Raw genomic sequence first — 18400 nt, forward strand, 5'->3', positions numbered from 1 at the left:
GCACGCCCAACAACCGCCCGGCCTACCCGCCGGGCCGTGCGCCCCCTGCCGTCCATAGGCGCCAGGGGGCTTGTTGTCGAAATCCCTGAGGCAAAACTGTCCTGACCCTCATAGGCTGTAGCTATCCGGTAAGCTCCGAGAGCATTTGCAGAGAATTCCTGTATGACCCAAAACCTGTCCAACGCCGAACAAGCCCTGCGCGACGCAGCCCGCGAATACCATCGCAGCCCCAACAAGGGCAAGATCTCCGTCACGCCCACCAAGCCCTTGTCCAACCAGCGCGACCTGTCGCTGGCCTATTCGCCCGGCGTGGCCTACCCCTGCCTGGACATCCAGGCCGACCCCTCGCTGGCCGCCGAATACACGGCGCGCGGCAACCTGGTCGGCGTCATCACCAACGGCACGGCCGTGCTGGGCCTGGGTGACATCGGCCCGCTGGCCGGCAAGCCGGTGATGGAAGGCAAGGGCTGCCTGTTCAAGAAGTTCGCCGGCGTCGACGTGTTCGACATCGAACTGGCCGAGCGCGATCCGGACAAGCTGATCGAGATCATCGCCTCGCTCGAACCCACGCTGGGCGGCATCAACCTCGAGGACATCAAGGCGCCCGAGTGCTTCTACATCGAGCAGGAGCTGTCCAAGCGCATGAACATCCCCGTGTTCCATGACGACCAGCACGGCACGGCCATCATCTCCAGCGCCGCCCTGCTCAACGGGCTGGAGCTGGTGGACAAGCAGATCGGCAACGTCAAGATCGCCGTCTCCGGCGCCGGCGCTGCTGCCATCGCCTGCGTGAACGTGATGGTGGGCCTGGGCGTCAAGCGCGAAAACGTCTTCATGTGCGACTCCAAGGGCGTGATCTACGAAGGCCGCCCCGGTGGCCTGGACGCCTCCAAGGCCCAGTACGCGCAAAAGACGGACGCCCGCACCCTGGCCGACGCCGTCAAGGACGCCGACGTCTTCCTGGGCTGCTCGGCTCCCGGCGTGCTCACTGCCGACATGGTCAAGACCATGGCCGACAAGCCCATCATCCTGGCCCTGGCCAACCCCGAACCCGAGATCCGCCCCGAGCTGGCCAAGGCCGTGCGCCCGGACTGCATCATGGCCACGGGCCGTTCGGACTACCCCAACCAGGTCAACAACGTCCTGTGCTTCCCCTACATCTTCCGTGGCGCGCTGGACTGCGGCGCCACCAAGATCACCGAAGCCATGAAGCTGGCCTGCGTGCGCGAAATCGCCGCACTGGCCAAGCAGGACGTCAGCGATGAAGTCGCCGCCGCCTACCAGGGCAAGGAGCTGAAGTTCGGCCCCGACTACCTGATCCCCACGCCCTTCGACACCCGCCTGATCCTGCGCATCGCGCCGGCCGTGGCCAAGGCTGCCGAAGAGTCCGGTGTCGCCACCCGCCCCATCGCCGACTACGACGCCTACCGCGAGAGCCTGACCCGCTTCGTCTACCAGACCAGCATGTTCATGCGTCCGGTGTTCGCCGCCGCCAAGGCCAACCAGCAGCGCGTGGCCTATGCCGAAGGCGAAGACGAGCGCGTGCTGCGCGCCGCCCAGGTCGCCGTCGATGACGGCCTGGCCAAGCCCATCCTGATCGGCCGCCCCGCCGTGATCGAGGCCCGCATCGCCAAGGCCGGCCTGCGCCTGGTGCTGGGCAAGGACGTGGAGATCTGCAACCCCGAGGACGATCCGCGCTTCCGCCAGTACTGGGAAACCTACCACCGCCTGATGGGCCGCAACGGCGTCACGCCCGAGACCGCCAAGGCCGCCGTGCGCCGCTCCAACACACTGATCGCCGCGCTCATGGTCCACCTGGGCGATGCCGACGCCATGCTCTGCGGCCTGGTCGGCAAGTTCGACAGCCACCTGGCCCATGTGCGCGACGTGCTCGGCCTCAAGCAAGGCGCTGGCGAGTTCGCCACCGTCAACGCCGTGATGCTGGACAGCGGCACGCTGTTCATCGCCGACACCTACATCAACGAGGCGCCCAACGCCACCGAGCTGGCCGACATCGCCCGCCTGGCGGCCGAGGAAGTGGCCCGCTTCGGCCTGCCGCCCAAGGTGGCCTTCCTGTCGCACAGCAACTACGGCTCGTCCAGCCGCCCCTCGGCGCTGAAGATGCGCGCTGCGCGCGACCTGTTCGCCGCCGCCAACCCCGACGTGGAATGCGACGGCGAAATGCACGGCGACTCCGCCCTGTCCGAAGCCATCCGCGACCGCGCCCTGCTCGAGTCCTCGCTGCACGGCGAGGCCAACGTGCTGATCTGCCCCAACCTGGACGCCGCGAACATCCTGTTCAACGTGCTCAAGACCACGGGCGGCCACGGCACGACCATCGGCCCCATCCTGCTGGGCGGTGCTGCCGCAGCCCATGTGCTGACCCCCTCCGCCACCGTGCGCCGCGTGGTCAACATGACGGCCCTGGCCGCAGCCCAGGCCATCGCTGCCCGCGGCTGATCCGCTGCGCCCCCCGAAAGGCGCCCCTGCGAAGGGGCGCCTTTTTGATTGCGAGTCGTGCATCGGCACGCATCCCTCGGGACCCACGCAAGCCCGGCTAGAATACGGAGCTTCGGAGACTTGGGTGAGCGGTTTAAACCAGCAGTCTTGAAAACTGCCGACGGGCAACCGTCCGTGAGTTCGAATCTCACAGTCTCCGCCAGATCCTTGTATCAACCGACAGGCGGCCAAAGAGCCGGCCCTGTTGCACAGCGCCCCGATGCCGCAAGGCAGCGGGGCGTTCCTGCGTCTGGGGCATTGACGGGCACCTCAGCGTGGCGGCTCGTGGTTGGTGACGAAGTCGGCGGGCACGTCCGGCCCCCAGACGTAGAGCGAATCCTCGGGAGGATGGTCGGCCGCAGGCCACACCGCGCCCGCCTCGACAAAGTCGATGTCGCAGGAGTACTCGGCGAAGCTGCCCCAGGGATCGCGCACATAGCGAAAGAAGTTGGAGCCCAGCACATGCCTGCCCACGCCCCAGCCCTGCGCATAGCCCGCCTCGGCCATCTGCCGGGCGCCGCTGCCCACGGCGTCGACAGAAGGCACGCACCAGCTGCTGTGGTGCAGGCCGGGTCCATGCGATGCGGCCAGTGCCAGCAGGTGATGGTCGCTGCCGTGCGGACTGTGCAGGAAGGCGATGACCGAGCCCGAGCGGTCCGAGAGTCTGAGTCCCAGCACATCGGTGTAGAACGCCAGCGCGGCATCCACGTCGGCGCAGAACAAAAGCACATGCGACAGGTGCAGCGGCCGGATCTGCGGCATGAGGCTGCGAGCCGGCGCGCGGCCGGCATTGCAGCAGGCCGGCGGCAGCTCGTGCGGTGCGGGCGCCGACGGAGAGCTCTTGGCGGCTGCACGCAACTGGATGGGCACCCCGTCGGGGCTGGCGATCCAGATACCGTCGGTCTGCGCACCGGCCGGCGCAGGAATGCGTGCGATCCCCGCGCCGTCGATCCGGTGCGAGAAGGCATCGAGATCGGCCGCATGGATGCCCAGGCTCAGCCACTGCAGCCTCTTGTGCGTTGCGGCCTCCAGCACCCGCGCCCAGCGGTGGGGATGCCCGTAGGTGTGCAGCGCCAGCGCGCCGTCGATGTCGCGCACCTCGAGCCCGAAACTGGCGTAGAAATGCCGCGCCGCTTCGAGATCGGGCACGCTGAAGACGAACTCATCGATCGAATGCACGGCCGGCTGCCCGGCCGCGCCGGACGGCGTTCCAGGTGTCGTTCCAGATGGCGTGGGAAGGCCGCTCATGGTGTCCCCTCCTTTGCATGTTCACTGTGCGAAGACCGGCGGGCAGCGCCACGCGGCCGGTGGGCGGGCGAGGCCATCACCGCACCCGCTGGAGCTGCCGCCCAAGAACCCCGCCGTCCAGTGTCATGACATCGCCGGACTTCAGGAAACGGGGCGGCTTCATGCCCAGGCCGACACCTTCGGGCGTGCCGGTGATGACAAGGTCGCCGGGCAGCAGCGTCATGAACTGGCTCAGATAGGACACGAGACAGGCCACCGGGAAAATCATGTCTGCCGTGCTGCTGCGCTGCATGACCTCGCCATTGACGGACAGCGTCAGTTCGATGGCCTGGGGGTCGGGCAGCTCGTCGGCCGTGACCAGCCATGGCCCGACCGGGCCGAAGCCATCGAAGCTCTTGCCCTTGCCCCACTGGCCGTTGCGCTTGATCTGCCAGTCACGCTCGGAGATGTCGTTGGCCAGCAGGTAGCCGGCCACATGCGCGAGCGCACCTTCCACGGGGATGCGGCTTGCGCGCGTGCCGATCACAAAGCCCAGTTCGATCTCCCAGTCGGTGGCAACCGACGCTTCGGGCAGGCGCACCTCGTCGTCCGGCCCGGCCAGCGATGAAAGCGCCTTGTGAAAGACCACGGGCTCCTTCGGAATGTCGAGACCCGACTCCTCGGCATGCCGCCGGTAGTTGAGCCCGATGGCAACGAACTGGCGCGTGCCGGCGACAGGGGGCCCCAGGCGGCTGCCTTGCGCCACCAGCGGCAACCGCTGCAGATCGACGGCGGCCAGCGCGGCCAGCCTGCCGGGCGCCATCCACTCGGGCGTGAAATCGGGCACCAGGTCCGACAGGTCGCGCGCCTGGCCTTGGGAATCGATGGCACCGGGCTTCTCGCAGCCGCTGGCGCCGTGGCGTATCAGTTTCATGGTCTGTCTCCTAGAACGGGAAGTGGGAAGTGGAAAGTGGGAAGGAAATGGATCGGGACGCGGACCCTGCATGCGGGTGGAGCCTCAGAAGCTATGCCGCACGCCGGCAGCGAAGCCGTTCTGCGAACGCCCGGGGGCGGGCGCGGCGCCTGGCGCCGCATTGCTGACCGACAGCGCAAGTGCTCCCTCGTTGGACAGATGCCCTGCGGTCGCATACAGCGTGGTGCGCTTGGACAGCGAATACCGGGCCCGCAGGGCAAAGAGCCGGGCCCCGTCGTCGCTTCGCCTGAAACGCAGATCCAAGGCCTGCGCGTCGAGGGTCAGGGCCGGTGTGGCGGCGAAACTGGCGCCCAGGTACCAGAGATCGCTGCGTGGCGCATCGGGACGGCCGTCGTTGTGGCGGGCAATGACCCCGGCGCCGAGCTTCCATGCCCCCCAGCGCACCCATCCCGCGGCGGTGGAGCGACGGTCCTTGCGCGCGCTGCTGGTCAGGCCTGCGAAGGCGCCGGGGCCTCCACGGATTTCATCGACGGCCAGCGCGATGCCCCAGGCCTTGGCCTCGTACTTGAGCATTGCCGACCATTGCCGGCAGGCGCTGGAGTCGCCCGGCTGCTCGCCGGGGCAGTTGGTTCCCGCGGGACCGGGGCCCGCATTGACGGCATCACGCCCCAGGCTGTAGGTTGCGCCGACGGTGAAGCCGCCAAGGCCGGCGCGCCACGCAAGCGCGTTGTCCGCGCGCGCATTGGGCAGGTAGCTGTCCAGCGATGCCGCGCCGTAGGCATTCGGGCCGAGGATGTCCGCATCGAGCTGGGACCAGTACAGCATGGTGTACTGGCGCCCCAGTGTGAGGCTGCCCCAGTCGCCGGACAGGCCGACGAAGGCCTGGCGCCCCCAGGCGCGCCCGCCCTGGTTCAGCACGCCCGCGTCGAGCGCCAGGCCCTGCTCCATCGTGAACAGGGCACGCAGGCCGCCGCCCAGGTCCTCCGAGCCGCGCAGGCCGATGCGCGACGGCACGCTGCCGGTGAGGCCCGGCATGCGGTTCAGCGAAGCGCCTCCCTGGCCCACATCGGTCAGGTGCTCGACGGATGCATCGAGCAGGCCATAGAGCTTGACGCCCTGGGCCAGGGCGGGTGCCGAGGGCACGGCAGCGGCACCGGCCAGGCATAGCGCGGATAGCGCGGCGCGAACAGGAAAGGAGGGATGTGGCATGTTGTCTCCTGAAAGTGATGGATGTCGGCCAGGACGGCGAAAGCGCAGACTCAGGCGCAGGCCGGCGTCCCCCGGCCGGACTGGCCAGGGTCAGGAACGCGAAAGGCCGGACGGCCCGGGGGGCAGGCGGCCGGATGGGCCGGGGCTAGCCGGGCCCCACCGGCGGGGTGCGATGGCCCAGCGCCAGCGCCAGGACCTCGGTCGGCGGGGCCGCACCGTCGCCGCGCCAGGCGATGTGGTGGTCCGGGCGGATCAGGACGCGGTCGGCGCCATACAGCGCACGCGTCTGCCCGTCTTCGCTCCTCACCACATCCAGCCCGATGCCGTATTGCGCAGCAGCCTGCCTCCAGGGCTCCAGCCCGTCCGGGCCGTCCGGGCCGAATGCGAGCAGTGTGAAATCGCGTCCGAAGTCATCGAGCAGGGACCGGTCCGGCCCCGTTGCCACATGCGGAGCGCGCGTGCCGGGATAACCTCCAGGCAGGTAGCGGTTGGGCTCGTCCGGCGGGGGCTCGGCCAACTCCCGGGCGACGACGGGGCTGTCGGCATAGCGCAGGCCCAGTTGCAGCCCCGGGATGTTGAACTCGCGTGCCACATGCTCCGAAAGTGCCTGCCCGAGCGCATGGCGGGCGCTGTCGCCCGCGGGCCCCTCCTGCTCCACTGCAGCCGTGACCGGCAGGCATCCGATGCTGTCGGCCATGCTGCGTGCGAAACGGGTGTTGCGCTGGGCGATCGGCCGCCGCTCGGCCTCATAGCTGTCCAGCAGCGCCGGGCCGGCCGCCCCCTGGATGGCCGCCGCCAGCTTCCAGCCCAGGTTCACGACGTCGTCCACGCTGGTGTTGTAGCCCATGCCGCCCGTGGGCGTGAACAGGTGCGCCGCATCGCCGGCGATGAACATCCTGCCGTGCCGCAGGCGCTCGGCCACCAGGGCATAGCCCGCGTTCCAGGGGGTCAGCGCGATCAGCTCGTGCGCAAAAGGCCGGCCGACGACGGCCTGCAGCGCCTGCTGCGGATGGAAATCGGCAGGCTGGGTGCCTTGGGGCAACTGCACGATCAGCACGAACCGGTCCACGCCGTCGATGGCGCACAGCAGGCCGCGCTGCCCGGGACCGACGGCCCAGTACTGCCAGGCCCTGGGCTTGCCGATCAGCCCGTACAGACCGGGAGCGCGGAAGTAGATGGACATCATCGGGCCGCCCAGGAAGTCCCGCCGCTCGCTGCCATGGCCTGCGTAGACGACGCCCATGGCCTGGCGGACCAGGCTGCGCGGCCCGTCGCAGCCGACCACATAGGCGGCCTGCAGCAACTCGGTACGGCCCGTGTCCGGCTCGCGGCATTCGATCTGGACTGCGCAACCGGTGTCCCGCACCGCCTCGGCCCTCAGGCCAAAACGCAGCACGGCGCTGGCATGGCGTTCGGCCTGCGCCCTGAGCACGGGCTCGATGAACATCTGCTGCGCCCGATGCGGCAGCTCGGGCGTGGGCCAGGCCTGTTCCCCGTAGTCGCCATAGGCCGTGCCCGAGGCGGCCTCCTCGGCCGAGGGAATGCGAAAGCGCGCCAGCTCGGGCCCCGTGAGCCGCGTGCAATAGACGATGTCCTGGGGGTGCGAGGGCGGCAGGCCCAGCCTGCGTACCTGGTCGGCAAAGCCCCGGCGGCGGTAATGCTCCATGGTCCGGGACGAGGTGGCATTGGCCTTGGGCAGCGTCGGCGGCCCGCTGCGCTCCTCGATCAGCACGCACGGTATGTCCCTGCAGCCCAGCTCGATGGCCAGCATCAGCCCTGCGGGCCCTCCTCCGATGATCGCAACTTCGGTCTTCATGGCGTCTCCCCGGGGCTCAATCGACGGTCACCTTGACGCGGCGCAGCACTTGGGCATAGCGCTCGCGGTCGGCCTGCATGAGGTCAGCAACCTGCCTTGCGGGGCCGATGCTGGTGAAGAAGCCGAAACCGGCCAGGCGATCCCTGACGTCAGGCGCGGACAGGGCCCGGTTCACCGCCTCGTTGACGCGCTCGGCGACGGCCGGCGCCGTGCCCTTGGGCGCCATGAGCGCAACCCAGGTCAGCGCATCGATGCCGGCCGGGCCACCGGCCTCCTGCACGGTCGGCACATCGGGCAGCGCCGGGGAACGCTGGCTGTCCGCCACGGCAAGAAAGCGCAGCTTGCCGGCCTGCTGCAGGGGGCCGGACGTCGCAATGCTGCCGTAAGCCCAGTCCACCTCGCCCGTCGACACGGCGGCGTACAGCTGCGAAGTCTCCTTGTAGGGGACATGCATCATTTCGGCACCCATGGCGGTCGCGGCCCGGGCCGCGCCCAGATGCAGCGGCCCGCCCACCGCATTGGAGCCATAGGTCATGCCGGGCCTGCGCCGCGCCGCCGCCATCAGTTCGGCCAGGCTGTGGAAGGGGCTTTGCGCGCCGACCACGACGAAGAAGGCGGTCTTGTAGAGCAGCGCCACCGGCGTCAGTTCGCTTTGCGGGTCATAGGCCAGCTTGCGCAAGACCAGCGGATTGATGGACAAGTGGCCTACGTCCACCACCACCAGATCGTTGCCCGTGGGCGGCGCGTTCTTCATCGCATTGATGGCCACCACGCCGGCCCCACCCGGCCGGGGGTCGACGACGACCGGCTGCCTCCATTGCGCCGAGAGCTTGTCGGCGACCAGCCGGGCCACCACGTCGGGGCCGCTGCCCGCGGGAAAGGCGCTGGTGATGCGCACCGTTCCGCCGGCGGCCGTCTGCGCGGCGACGGAGCCCGCCGCCAGGGTTGCCAGCGCACAGGCGCCGGCCCATTTCCTCGTGCTCATGCTGCTTGTCTCCTATGGGGTCGCCGGGCTGTGCCGACGTTATGGAGGGCATGCTAGGTCTGGCAGGCCGGCTGCGGCAGAGGGCAGAAACGCCTCAGCGATGCATGGCTGTTATCACTGGAGCGTTCCGCAGCGGCTCAGGCGCGGCGGAGCCCGCGTGCACGGCCCCTGCGGGAAATCCCCTGGCCTTGGCGCGCTCGGAAACGGGCATAAACACGCTCCGACCGATGCCCAAACTTCATCACCTTCGCAATTTCGTCGCCGTTGCCCGGGCACGCAGCCTGCGCAGCGCCGCCCGCAGCCTGGGCCTGACCCAGCCGGCACTGACGCGCAGCGTGCGCGAGCTGGAAGCCGAGCTCGGCGTGGCGCTGTTCCAGCGCCATGCGCGCGGGGTATCGCTGACCGTGGCGGGAGAGCGATTCCTGCTGCGCGCGCAGGCCGCGCTCGAGGAACTGCGTCGCGGCAGCGAGGAGGCCGCCCAGGCGCGCGGCGAAATGCAGGGCCATGTCGCCGTCGCTCTGTCCAGCGCCCCCGTGCTGTCGCTGCTGGCCCGCGCCTATGCCCAGTTCCGGCGCGACTGGCCGGATGTGCACCTGCGTTTCGTCGAAGGCCTGTTCCCGGCCGTCGAGCCGGCGCTGCGCGACGGTCGGCTGGACTTCTATCTGGGCCCCCGGCCCGAGAGGCAATTGAGCGCCAGCTACCAGGTGGCCCTGGTTCACCGCAACGAGCGTGTCGTGCTGGCCCGCCGCGGCCATCCGCTGCGCACCGCGGGCAGCCTGCAGGCGTTGCTGGAGGCGGACTGGATCGTCACCGGCCTGCGCGAGCGCCGCGAGGAAGAATTCGAGGAGCAGTTCTCCGCGCTCGGCCTGCGCAGCCCGCGCGTGGTGACGGTCGCCGAATCGTTGATGGCCCTGCTGGCGCTGCTGGCCAGCAGCGACGCCCTCGCCTTCTTGCCGCGCCAGTGGGCCGATACGCCCCTCTTCAACGGTGTACTGGAGCCCATTGCCGTGCGCGAGAGCCTGATGGCACCCGACATCGTGCAGGTCACGCGTGCTGCGCTGCCTCTGACGCCCGCCGCGGAACGCCTGTCGATGCTGCTGCTGCGCGCGGCAGTCCACGACTTCGGCGAGCCGGCCGGCGCCTGAGCCGCGGCCGGCGTCTCCACAATATCTTCACACAATCTTTACATTGCATTGACCAGGCAGACATATTCTGCCGGACTCATAGCGCCTCGCGTAAGCCAAGAGTCCGTAGCCAACGCTGAAGCTCCCGTTCGACCGCCTTCCTGGGAATTTCCCCTGTGCCAGCGCACTTGTCATCGCTGCTGGCATTTCCTATGACCCATCCCGTCCCCTCACAAGCAGCGAGCACGATCACGCGAAGCGCTCCGCTGGCCATGCCCGCACCGTCGCTTTCCCTGGACATCAAGGTCCTCATCGGCCTCCTTCTCTTTACGGTGGTCTGGCTGCTGCAGATCGACAGCTCCAGCCTCACGGCACCCAAGGACAACCTCGAGCAGCTGACCTGGGTGCACAGCCTGGAATGGGGCTACTACAAGCATCCACCGCTGCCGACCTGGATGTTCTCGGTGCCGGTCAATGTGTTCGGACTGTCTGCCCGCACCAGCTATGTGACGGGCGCGCTTTTCACGCTGGCCGGCCTGTTTGTCTTCTGGAAGCTGATGCAGACCTTGCGCGGCAGCCGCCATGCCACGCTGGCCCTGCTGGCGGCCCTGTGCATCACCTACTACAACGAGCGGCTGCACTTCTTCAACCATGAAGTGGTGCTGATGCCCTTCTTCGTGGCCAGTGCCCTGCTGGTGTGGCGTGCGGTGGGCAGCAGGCAACTGCACTGGTGGGCGGCCCTGGGCTGCTGCCTGGGCCTGGGCGCACTGGCCAAGTACCAGATGATCCTGGCCGCCGTGGCGGTATTCCTGTTCTGGCTGGCGTCAGGCGCCTGGCGCGAGCGGGTCCATGTCATCGGCCTGGCACTGGCCGCTGCCATTTCGCTGGCCATCATCTCGCCGCACCTGTACTGGCTGTTCCTGAACGACTTCGGCCCCATCCGCTATGCCACCGAATCCTCGCTGGGCGCCAGCCTGGGCGGCGGCGCAAGACTGCTCAATACCTTGCACTGGCTGGCCGACCAGCTGCTCAACCGCGCATTGCTGGCCTGGGTGCTGCTGGGACTGGTGATGGCATTGCACCGCCGCAGCCGCCTTGCGCCGCAGGACACACCGCAGCGTCCCGGTACAGCCGATGCATCGCGCGCGCTGATCCTGTGCTTTGGCCTCACGCCCATCGTGCTGACCTGCGCCATCGGCATCTTTGCGGGCTCGTCGCTGCAACTGCACTGGGGCACGCCCTTTCTGCTGCTGGCCGTTCCCGTCGCCATGGAGCTGGCCGGTGCCAGGCTGCAGCCGTCGCGCATATCGATCACCACCGCCATCAAGTGCTTCGTGGCGCTTCAACTGGCCTTGCTGCTCGTGGCCCAGATGACCTCGGCGCGCAGTGAACTGCGGCTTAACAGCCGGCACTGGAGAAACTTCGATTCAAAGGCCTTGAGCCAGGCGCTTGCCGAACCCGCGCGCGAGGCACTGGGAGGCGACATCCGCGTGATCTCAGGCCCCACGGCCGAGGCCAAGGCCCTGGCCCTGAAGCTGCGCGAAAAGCCGCTGGTGCTGATCGATGGCCGCATGGACATCAGTCCCTGGATTTCCCAGCACATGGTGGATGCCTGCGGCGTGCTGCACCTGCAGCTGGCGGCATCGCAGCCGCCCGGCCACCATCCGGTGGGCGAAGGCTTTCCCTCCCTTTACTGGCGTGTCACCCCGCCGCAGGAGGATGCGGGCGGCTGTGTCGAAAGCTGAACGAATACGCTGCTTGCCGGCCGCGCCCGTCGGCATTGCGTGATTGCACCCAGTGCTGAGAACCTCCTCCGTGCCCATGAAATCCCCTTGCGAAGAACTCATGGACATGCTGGGCCAGCCCTATGACGCCGGCGAAGTGGCCCGACTGCTTGGCCCATTCGATCCGGAGGTCTTCGCGCCCTGAGGACCTGGCGGCCAAATCGCTCCTTACATCCTCAACCCAGGGCAGGCGCTCGCAGATACCCCATCAGCACCTGCACGATGCCATCCTCCAGGGCCTGGGGGGTGAACATGGCCGGTGGATCGATGACGGCGGCATGCACCAGGGACTCCATGGTCTGCAGCAGCATCCAGGTGGCCAGGTCCAGGTCGCGGTGGGCGAGCTGACTGCGGTGCAGCTCCAGGAGCTGGCGCACCTGGCGGAAGATGCCGCCGTCCGCCGCGCTTTGCTCGCGCGGCGCGTCGAAGAAGGGGAATTCCTTTTCCAGCACCCGGTGCAGATCGGGCTCGACTCGGTGCGCCGCCAGCAGCGCGCGGACCATGGCCTGCACATGGCCTTGCAGGCCCTGCGGCCGCTCTGCCGCAAGCACGGCGGCAATGGCCGCGTACATCTGCGCGGCGTGGCGCTCGTGCAAGGCCGTGATCAGCGAGTCCTTGTTGGGAAAGTACTGGTAGAGCGAACCCACGCTCACGCCCGCGCGCTCGGCCACCAGATTGGTGTTGGTGGCGGCATAGCCGCGCTCGGCCAAAACGCGAGCCGCAGCTTCCAGAATGGCCTCGACCGTGGCAAGGGAACGCGCCTGCCGTGGCTGCTTGCGGGGCTGGGGCGGCTGGCGCTGCGCCGCCTGCGAATGCGAGTTTTCAATGCGAGCCATGGCTCATATTCTCCTGGACATGTGATCTGAGTTTTTACTCGTATTTGAAAGGGAATGCACATGTCTTCCGGAATTTCGCCATCTGCGGCCGCGTCGCCGCCGGTGAATGCATTCGCGCGGCTGCTGCCGCTGACGCTGGCGGTCTTCGTCAGCTTTCTCTGCCTGGGCATGCCCATGCCCGTGCTGCCCCTGCACCTGAGCCAGACCCTGGGACTGGGCACGCTGGGGGTGGGCACGGTGATGGGCTGCCAGTTCGCGGCCGCCCTGTTGTCGCGGGCCTGGGCCGGGTCGCTGGCCGACACGCGCGGCGCCAGGCAGGCCGTGGTGCTGGGCATGGCGCTGGCGGCCGTTTCGGGCCTGGCCTACCTGATGTCACGCGCCTTCGAGGGCGGACAGGCCGCAGTCTGGGTGCTGGCCGCCGGCCGCGTGCTGCTGGGCTGCGCCGAGAGCCTGATCATCACCGGGGCCTTGAGCTGGGGCATGGGAATGATCGGCCCGCAACATGCCGGCAAGGTGATGGCCTGGGTGGGCATTGCCATGTACGGCGCCTATGCGGCGGGCGCGCCGGCCGGCGTGGCAGTGCAGGCTGCCTGGGGCTTCTCGGGCATTGCCGTGGCCACCATCGTGCTGCCGCTGGCCGCCCTGGCCATGGTCTGGGGCCTGCGCGCCACGCCGGCTGCGGCCCAGCGCCGCACGCCGTTCTACAAGGTGCTGGGCACGGTGTGGCTGCCCGGCCTGGGGCTGGCCCTGTCCAGCGCGGGCTTTGGCGTGATCACGACCTTTGCAGCGCTGCTGTTCGCATCGCGGGGCTGGGGAGCGGCCTCGCTGGCCTTCACGGCCTTCGGCCTGGCCTTCATCGGCGCGCGCCTGCTCTTCGGCCATCTGCCGGACAAGCTGGGCGGCGTGCGGGTGGCACTGGCCAGCATTCCGCTGGAAGCCGCCGGTCTGCTGCTGATCTGGGGCGGGGGCGATGCGCCATGGGCCTATGCCGGCGCCGCGTTCACCGGCTTCGGCTACTCGCTGGCCTTCCCGGCCTTCGGCGTGGAAGCCGTCCGCCGGGCGCCTGCCCAGGCACGCGGCGCGGCCATGGGCGCCTATGTGGCCTTCTTCGACCTGTCCATGGGGCTGACGGCCCCTGCCGCCGGGCTGCTGGCCAGTGTCACGGGCGTCGGAGACGTGTATTTCGCCGCCGCCGTGAGCGTGGCGCTGTCCATCGCCGTGGCCTTGCTGCTGCGCTTGAACGCAGCCCGGGGAGCCACCCATGGCTGAGCCGATTCACATGCCTGCCGGCACGCAGCGCGCGCTGGGCACCGTGGTGAAGGCGCAATCCGTCACGCCGCGCATGCGCCGCATCACGCTGGGTGGCGAGCAGATCGCCGCCTTCTCGCGGGCGCCTGCCGTGGATACGCCCGCCGCCTGGGTCAAGCTGTTCCTGCCCACGGGCGAGGGCCGGGCGTACACGCTGCGCAGCGTGGACCGCCAGGCGGGCACGCTGGACATTGACCTGGTACTGCATGGCGATGCGTTCAATGCCAAGCATGAGAACAACACCTCCGCTGGCGGCGACGGCCCCGCCTCCCGCTGGGCAGCCCAGGCCCGCGTGGGCGAGCAGGTGGCCATTGCCGGCCCGCGCAGCGGCGGCTTCGCCCCGCCGGCCGGCACCGATTGGCTCATGCTGGCGGGCGATGGCTCGGCACTGCCGGCCATGCAATCGATCGCGGCGCGCCTGCCAGCCTCCGCGCGGGTGAAGGCCTACGTGGAAATCACCGATGACGGCGAATGCCAGCCCATGGACAGCGCTGCCCGCTGGCGCACCGAGTGGATCACCGCCGCGCCGGGCCAGCCTGGGCAGAGGCTGTGCCAGCGGCTGATGTACCGGCCGCTGCCGCCGGGCAACGGCTATCTGTGGATGGCGGGCGAGTCCGGCGCCATGCGTGCGCTGAAGCGGCATTTCCTGGACCGTGGCATCGCACCCGGCCAGCTGAGCGCCAAGGGCTACTGGAAGTGCGGCGAGGCGGACCACAAGGACCGCTAGAGCGGCGCAAGCGGCACAAAACGGCCTCCTTCACAGATCAACACAGAGCGCCTCATCCCCCGGGTAATCACCCGGACACGGGATGGAGGCGCTCACTAGAATTCAAAAATGAACTTTGACAACAACATTCAAATTCAATGAAAAACAGCGGCCTCCGGACAGCGCCTGCCTCGGCTTGCGAACTGCATGCAGCCTATGCGGCCGGCACGCTGACGCCCACGCAAGCCACCGAGCATTGCCTGCAAGCGGCCTGTGAAAGCCCGTCCGTGTTCACGCGCATCACGGCGGAGCGCGCGCTGGAAGAGGCCAGGCAATCCACGCAGCGCTGGCGTACGGGCCGCCCGCTCGGGCCGCTGGACGGCGTGCCCATCAGCTGGAAGGACCTGTTCGATGTGCGTGGCACGCCCACCACGGCGGCATCGGCCCTGCTTCGCTCTGCCCCGCCAGCCCCTGCCGATGCCCCCGTGGTGGCGCGGGCCGCGGCGGCCGGCATGGTCTGCCTGGGCAAGACCAACCTCAGCGAGTTCGCCTATTCGGGACTGGGCCTGAACCCCGGCTTCGGCACCCCCGCCAATCCCCGCCTGGGTGGGCGCGCACGGGCGCCTGGCGGCTCCTCCAGCGGCGCGGCCCTGGCCGTGGTGCAGGGCTGCGGGCCGCTGGCCGCTGGCCATGGGAACGGACACGGCAGGTTCGGTGCGCATTCCCGCAGCCTTCAACGGGCTGGTGGGCTTTCGTGCCAGCCGGGGGCGCTATCCCATGCAAGGGGTCTTTGCGCTGTCACCTTCCCTGGACACGCTGGGGCCGCTGGCCCTGGGCGTGGCCGACTGCATGGCCCTGGACCAGGTGCTGCGCAGCACCGTGCCTGCCGGCGATGCCGCTGCAGGCCCTGCCGTCCCAGGCCCTGTCATAGGCCTGCAGGGACAGGTGTTCGTCATCGACCCCGGCATGCTGGACGACGACCGCGTGCAGGCGCAGGTGCGCGACGCGATTGCAGCCGGCCTGGCCCTGCTGCAGCGGCAGGGCGCCCGCGTGCAGCGGCGCCGGCTGCAAAGCCTGGACACGGTGCAGACGCTGACGCAGCGCCATGGCTGGCTGGGCGCGCATGAGGCATTGGCCACGCACCGCGAGCGCCTGGATGCCCCGGAGCAGGCCGCGCGCATGGACCCGCGCGTACGCAGCCGGCTGGAGGCCGCAAGGCATCTGGACCATGGCGGCTACCTGCAACTGCTGGCACGGCGCCAGCCATTGATGGCGCTGTTTGCGCAGGAGCTGGGCGGCGCCACCCTGGTGCTGCCCACGGTGGGCCATCCGGCGCCGCTGCTGCAGCCCCTGCTGGAAGACGACGCGCTGTTTGCCCAGACCAATCTCGCCACGCTGCGCCTGACCATGCCCGGCAGCTTCCTGGATGCGCCGGCCGTGGCCCTGCCCTGCGGCGCCCTGTGCCTGCAAGGCCCTGGCGCAAGCACCGAACGGCTTCCCATCGGCCTGCAGCTGATGCGCCCGCAGGGTGATGACGACCGGCTGCTGCGCATTGCCCTGGCCGTCGAACAGGCGCTTTCTTCCCTCAACCGTTCCCAGTGAAAAAGGAGTGCATGCAATGAGCAAGGACATACAGATCACGTTTGGCGTGGACGTCGATGCCGTCGGCGGCTGGCTCGGCTCGTATGGCGGGGAGGACTCGCCCGACGACATCTCGCGCGGCATGTTCGCGGGCGAAGTCGGCTCGCTGCGGCTGCTCAGGCTGTTCGACAAATACGGCCTCAAGACCACCTGGTTCATCCCGGGCCACTCTGCCGAGACCTTTCCCGAGCAGATGAAGGCCGTGGTGGACGCGGGCCATGAGATCGGCATCCACGGCTACAGCCACGAGAACCCGATTGCCATGACGCCCGAGCAGGAGGAAGCGGTGCTCGACCGCAGCATCGAGGTCATCACGCGGCTGGCCGGCCGCGCACCCACGGGCTATGTGGCGCCCTGGTGGGAGTTCAGCCCCGTCACCAACGAGCTGCTGCTCAAGAAAGGCATCAAGTACGACCACAGCCTGATGCACAACGACTTCCACCCGTACTACGTGCGCGTGGGCGACCAGTGGACCCGCATCGACTACAGCAAGCATCCCGACACCTGGATGAAGCCCCTGGTGCGCGGAAAGGAGACACGGCTGGTCGAGATCCCCGCCAACTGGTACCTGGACGACCTGCCGCCCATGATGTTCATCAAGAAGTCGCCCAACAGCCACGGCTTCGTCAACCCGCGCGACATAGAGCAGATGTGGCGCGACCAGTTCGACTGGGTCTACCGCGAGCACGACTACGCGGTCTTCCCCATCACCATCCACCCCGATGTCTCCGGCCGCCCCCAGGTGCTGCTGATGCTGGAGCGCCTGATCGAGCATTTCCAGTCGCACGACGGCGTGCGCTTCATGACGTGCGACCAGATCGCCGACGACTTCCTGCGCCGCCAGCCGCGTTGATGCCGCATCCCACCTCAGCGAGGACACCATGAATACCTCCGCCATTGCCTCCGACGCCCCAGGCGCCGGCCATCCGGCCCCGGCCGGGACCGATGCCCCCTGGACCGCGCCCACCGTGACGCGCAGGCAGGTCAGCTACGCCACCTGGGTCTGCTTTTTCGCCTGGGTGTTCGCCGTCTACGACTTCATCCTCTTCGGCACCCTGCTGCCGCAACTGGGCGAGCACTTCCAGTGGAGCGCCGAGCAGCAGGCGCGGCTGAACACCTGGGTGACGCTGGGCACGGTGATCGTGGCCTTCGGCATCGGCCCCATCGCCGACCGGCTGGGCCGGCGCAAGGGCATCATCATCGCCGTGGCGGGCGCCGCGCTGTGCTCGGGCCTGACGGCGCTGGCCGGCTGGGTGATCGGGCTGTCGGCGGGACTGGGCTTCGTGCTGCTGATCGTGGTGCGCTCGCTGGCAGGCCTGGGCTATGCAGAGCAAAGCATCAACGCCACCTACCTGAGCGAGCTGTTCTCCCTGGTCTACACGGACCCGGCCTCCCTGCGCCGGCGCGGCTTCATCTACTCGCTGGTGCAAGGCGGCTGGCCCGTGGGCGCGGTGCTCACGGCCGTGCTGGTGGCCCTGCTGTATCCGCTGGGCGAGCGCTGGTTCGGCCAGGGCGGCGGCTGGGTGCTGTCCTTCGTGTTCGCCATGTTCCCCGCCCTGGTGATTGCCGTGCTGGGCCGCCGGCTGGTGGAAACGCCCCAGTTCCTGACCGCGCGGCGCGTTGCCGATCTGCGCCGTGCCGGACGCGAGGCAGAGGCCGCACGCCTGGCCCAGGCCCATGGCGCCCACCCGCAGCAAGCGCAGCACACCGGCCTGTCGGCCATGTTCCGGGGCGCCTCGCTGCGGCCCACGCTGTCGCTGGCCCTGGGCTTTTTCCTGAACTGGTTCGCCATCGTGATCTTCGCGGTGCTGGGCACCTCGGTGCTGGGCGGCGCCGGTGGCACGCCGGGCAAGGGCGTGGATTTCTCCAGCGCGCTGCAGGTGCTCATCATCTCCAATCTCGCGGGCTTCCTGGGCTATGTATTCCATGGCTGGCTCGGTGACCGCATAGGCCGGCGCAACGCCGTGGCCATAGGCTGGATGCTGGGTGGCCTGGCCTTCGCACTCATGCTGAACGCGCCTTCGGGCGACTTCTGGCGCATCGTGCCGCTGTACTCGCTGGGGCTGTTCTTCCTGATCGGCCCCTATGCAGCGGCCCTCTTCCTGATCGGCGAGAGCTTTCCCAGCCACATCCGCGCCACGGCCAGCTCCTTCGTCAACGCCATGGGCCAGGTGGGCGCCATCGCGGCAGGCTTCGGCGTGACCTGGACGCTGTCGCAGGGGGCGGACTGGGCACAGGCGGCGCTGTACTGGGGAGCCATTCCCTGCGCAGCCTCGGGACTGCTGATGTTCCTGGCACCCCATGTCGATCCCCAGACCGTGAAGTGAGGCC

The 18400-nt window shown here is 68.8% G+C and carries 14 protein-coding genes, 1 tRNA gene and 1 pseudogene; 10 read left to right on the forward strand and 6 right to left on the reverse strand.

From position 1 onward, the window contains the following. The first annotated feature begins 162 nt into the window (after positions 1–162). Complete coding sequence (locus ACF8O7_RS09190) at positions 163–2460, forward strand: NADP-dependent malic enzyme (protein WP_012204029.1); 2298 nt, start codon at positions 163–165, stop codon at positions 2458–2460. Positions 2461–2574: 114 nt separating this feature from the next. Next, positions 2575–2662: transfer RNA gene (locus tag ACF8O7_RS09195), tRNA-Ser, on the forward strand. 107 nt (positions 2663–2769) lie between these two features. Here ACF8O7_RS09195 and ACF8O7_RS09200 read toward each other — a convergent pair. The 5 genes from ACF8O7_RS09200 to ACF8O7_RS09220 form a co-directional block, all read right to left on the reverse strand. Next, positions 2770–3747 carry a VOC family protein gene (locus ACF8O7_RS09200; protein ID WP_126312409.1) on the reverse strand — a complete coding sequence of 326 codons (978 nt, stop codon included), beginning with the start codon at positions 3745–3747 and terminating at the stop codon, positions 2770–2772. A gap of 76 nt (positions 3748–3823) precedes the next feature. After that, complete coding sequence (locus tag ACF8O7_RS09205; RefSeq protein WP_126312408.1) at positions 3824–4660, reverse strand: fumarylacetoacetate hydrolase family protein; 837 nt, start codon at positions 4658–4660, stop codon at positions 3824–3826. Between the two features lie 84 nt (positions 4661–4744). After that, entirely contained in the window at positions 4745–5869 is a 1125-nt protein-coding gene (locus tag ACF8O7_RS09210) for a porin (RefSeq protein ID WP_126312407.1), read from the reverse strand. Positions 5870–6014: 145 nt separating this feature from the next. Next, positions 6015–7685, reverse strand: coding sequence for an FAD-dependent monooxygenase (locus ACF8O7_RS09215; protein WP_126312406.1), 1671 nt, complete (start codon positions 7683–7685; stop codon positions 6015–6017). A gap of 16 nt (positions 7686–7701) precedes the next feature. Further along, positions 7702–8670, reverse strand: a complete 969-nt coding sequence (locus tag ACF8O7_RS09220) for a tripartite tricarboxylate transporter substrate binding protein (RefSeq protein WP_126312405.1) — start codon at positions 8668–8670, stop codon at positions 7702–7704. Between the two features lie 227 nt (positions 8671–8897). Here ACF8O7_RS09220 and ACF8O7_RS09225 point away from each other — a divergent pair, with 227 nt between their 5' ends. Together ACF8O7_RS09225 and ACF8O7_RS09230 are read left to right on the forward strand one after the other, a co-directional pair. Continuing rightward, on the forward strand, positions 8898–9815 hold the full coding sequence (locus ACF8O7_RS09225) for a LysR substrate-binding domain-containing protein (RefSeq protein WP_016449796.1): 918 nt from the start codon (positions 8898–8900) through the stop codon (positions 9813–9815). Positions 9816–10006: 191 nt separating this feature from the next. Then, positions 10007–11539 carry a glycosyltransferase family 39 protein gene (locus ACF8O7_RS09230; RefSeq protein ID WP_275825643.1) on the forward strand — a complete coding sequence of 511 codons (1533 nt, stop codon included), beginning with the start codon at positions 10007–10009 and terminating at the stop codon, positions 11537–11539. Positions 11540–11754: 215 nt separating this feature from the next. Here ACF8O7_RS09230 and ACF8O7_RS09235 read toward each other — a convergent pair whose 3' ends face one another. After that, positions 11755–12414: a TetR/AcrR family transcriptional regulator gene (locus ACF8O7_RS09235; RefSeq protein ID WP_013803729.1), complete on the reverse strand. Its 660-nt coding sequence runs from the start codon at positions 12412–12414 to the stop codon at positions 11755–11757. A 60-nt stretch (positions 12415–12474) separates the two neighbouring features. On the opposite strand from ACF8O7_RS09235, the gene ACF8O7_RS09240 reads away from it, so the two are divergent. The 6 genes and pseudogenes from ACF8O7_RS09240 (at position 12475) to ACF8O7_RS09265 (ending at position 18396) form a co-directional block, all read left to right on the forward strand. Next, complete coding sequence (locus ACF8O7_RS09240; protein ID WP_275825641.1) at positions 12475–13683, forward strand: arabinose transporter; 1209 nt, start codon at positions 12475–12477, stop codon at positions 13681–13683. After that, the gene (locus tag ACF8O7_RS09245) at positions 13676–14449 is read left to right on the forward strand and encodes a siderophore-interacting protein (protein ID WP_126312403.1); all 774 of its coding nucleotides are present in this window, start codon (positions 13676–13678) and stop codon (positions 14447–14449) included. Before ACF8O7_RS09240 ends, ACF8O7_RS09245 begins: the two co-directional genes overlap by 8 nt. A gap of 137 nt (positions 14450–14586) precedes the next feature. After that, positions 14587–15027, forward strand: a pseudogene (locus ACF8O7_RS09250) (amidase family protein); the annotation flags it as partial. A 91-nt stretch (positions 15028–15118) separates the two neighbouring features. After that, positions 15119–16030: an amidase family protein gene (locus ACF8O7_RS09255; protein WP_392443177.1), complete on the forward strand. Its 912-nt coding sequence runs from the start codon at positions 15119–15121 to the stop codon at positions 16028–16030. 16 nt (positions 16031–16046) lie between these two features. Next, positions 16047–16922, forward strand: coding sequence for a polysaccharide deacetylase (locus ACF8O7_RS09260; protein WP_016449802.1), 876 nt, complete (start codon positions 16047–16049; stop codon positions 16920–16922). A 28-nt stretch (positions 16923–16950) separates the two neighbouring features. Continuing rightward, positions 16951–18396, forward strand: a complete 1446-nt coding sequence (locus ACF8O7_RS09265) for an MFS transporter (RefSeq protein ID WP_016449803.1) — start codon at positions 16951–16953, stop codon at positions 18394–18396. Positions 18397–18400: the final 4 nt, after the last annotated feature.

Source organism: Delftia sp. WSY_16, from assembly GCF_043104415.1.
GTDB lineage: Bacteria > Pseudomonadota > Gammaproteobacteria > Burkholderiales > Burkholderiaceae_C > Comamonas > Comamonas tsuruhatensis.

Coding starts and splice junctions, on each gene's coding strand:
- ACF8O7_RS09265 (WP_016449803.1), top strand. CDS start 16,951: ATGAATACCTCCGCCATTGCCTCCGACGCCCCAGGCGCCGGCCATCCG.
- ACF8O7_RS09245 (WP_126312403.1), top strand. CDS start 13,676: ATGGCTGAGCCGATTCACATGCCTGCCGGCACGCAGCGCGCGCTGGGC.
- ACF8O7_RS09240 (WP_275825641.1), top strand. CDS start 12,475: ATGTCTTCCGGAATTTCGCCATCTGCGGCCGCGTCGCCGCCGGTGAAT.
- ACF8O7_RS09225 (WP_016449796.1), top strand. CDS start 8,898: ATGCCCAAACTTCATCACCTTCGCAATTTCGTCGCCGTTGCCCGGGCA.
- ACF8O7_RS09230 (WP_275825643.1), top strand. CDS start 10,007: ATGACCCATCCCGTCCCCTCACAAGCAGCGAGCACGATCACGCGAAGC.
- ACF8O7_RS09205 (WP_126312408.1), bottom strand. CDS start 4,660: ATGAAACTGATACGCCACGGCGCCAGCGGCTGCGAGAAGCCCGGTGCC.
- ACF8O7_RS09255 (WP_392443177.1), top strand. CDS start 15,119: ATGGGAACGGACACGGCAGGTTCGGTGCGCATTCCCGCAGCCTTCAAC.
- ACF8O7_RS09235 (WP_013803729.1), bottom strand. CDS start 12,414: ATGGCTCGCATTGAAAACTCGCATTCGCAGGCGGCGCAGCGCCAGCCG.
- ACF8O7_RS09215 (WP_126312406.1), bottom strand. CDS start 7,685: ATGAAGACCGAAGTTGCGATCATCGGAGGAGGGCCCGCAGGGCTGATG.
- ACF8O7_RS09220 (WP_126312405.1), bottom strand. CDS start 8,670: ATGAGCACGAGGAAATGGGCCGGCGCCTGTGCGCTGGCAACCCTGGCG.
- ACF8O7_RS09210 (WP_126312407.1), bottom strand. CDS start 5,869: ATGCCACATCCCTCCTTTCCTGTTCGCGCCGCGCTATCCGCGCTATGC.
- ACF8O7_RS09190 (WP_012204029.1), top strand. CDS start 163: ATGACCCAAAACCTGTCCAACGCCGAACAAGCCCTGCGCGACGCAGCC.
- ACF8O7_RS09200 (WP_126312409.1), bottom strand. CDS start 3,747: ATGAGCGGCCTTCCCACGCCATCTGGAACGACACCTGGAACGCCGTCC.
- ACF8O7_RS09260 (WP_016449802.1), top strand. CDS start 16,047: ATGAGCAAGGACATACAGATCACGTTTGGCGTGGACGTCGATGCCGTC.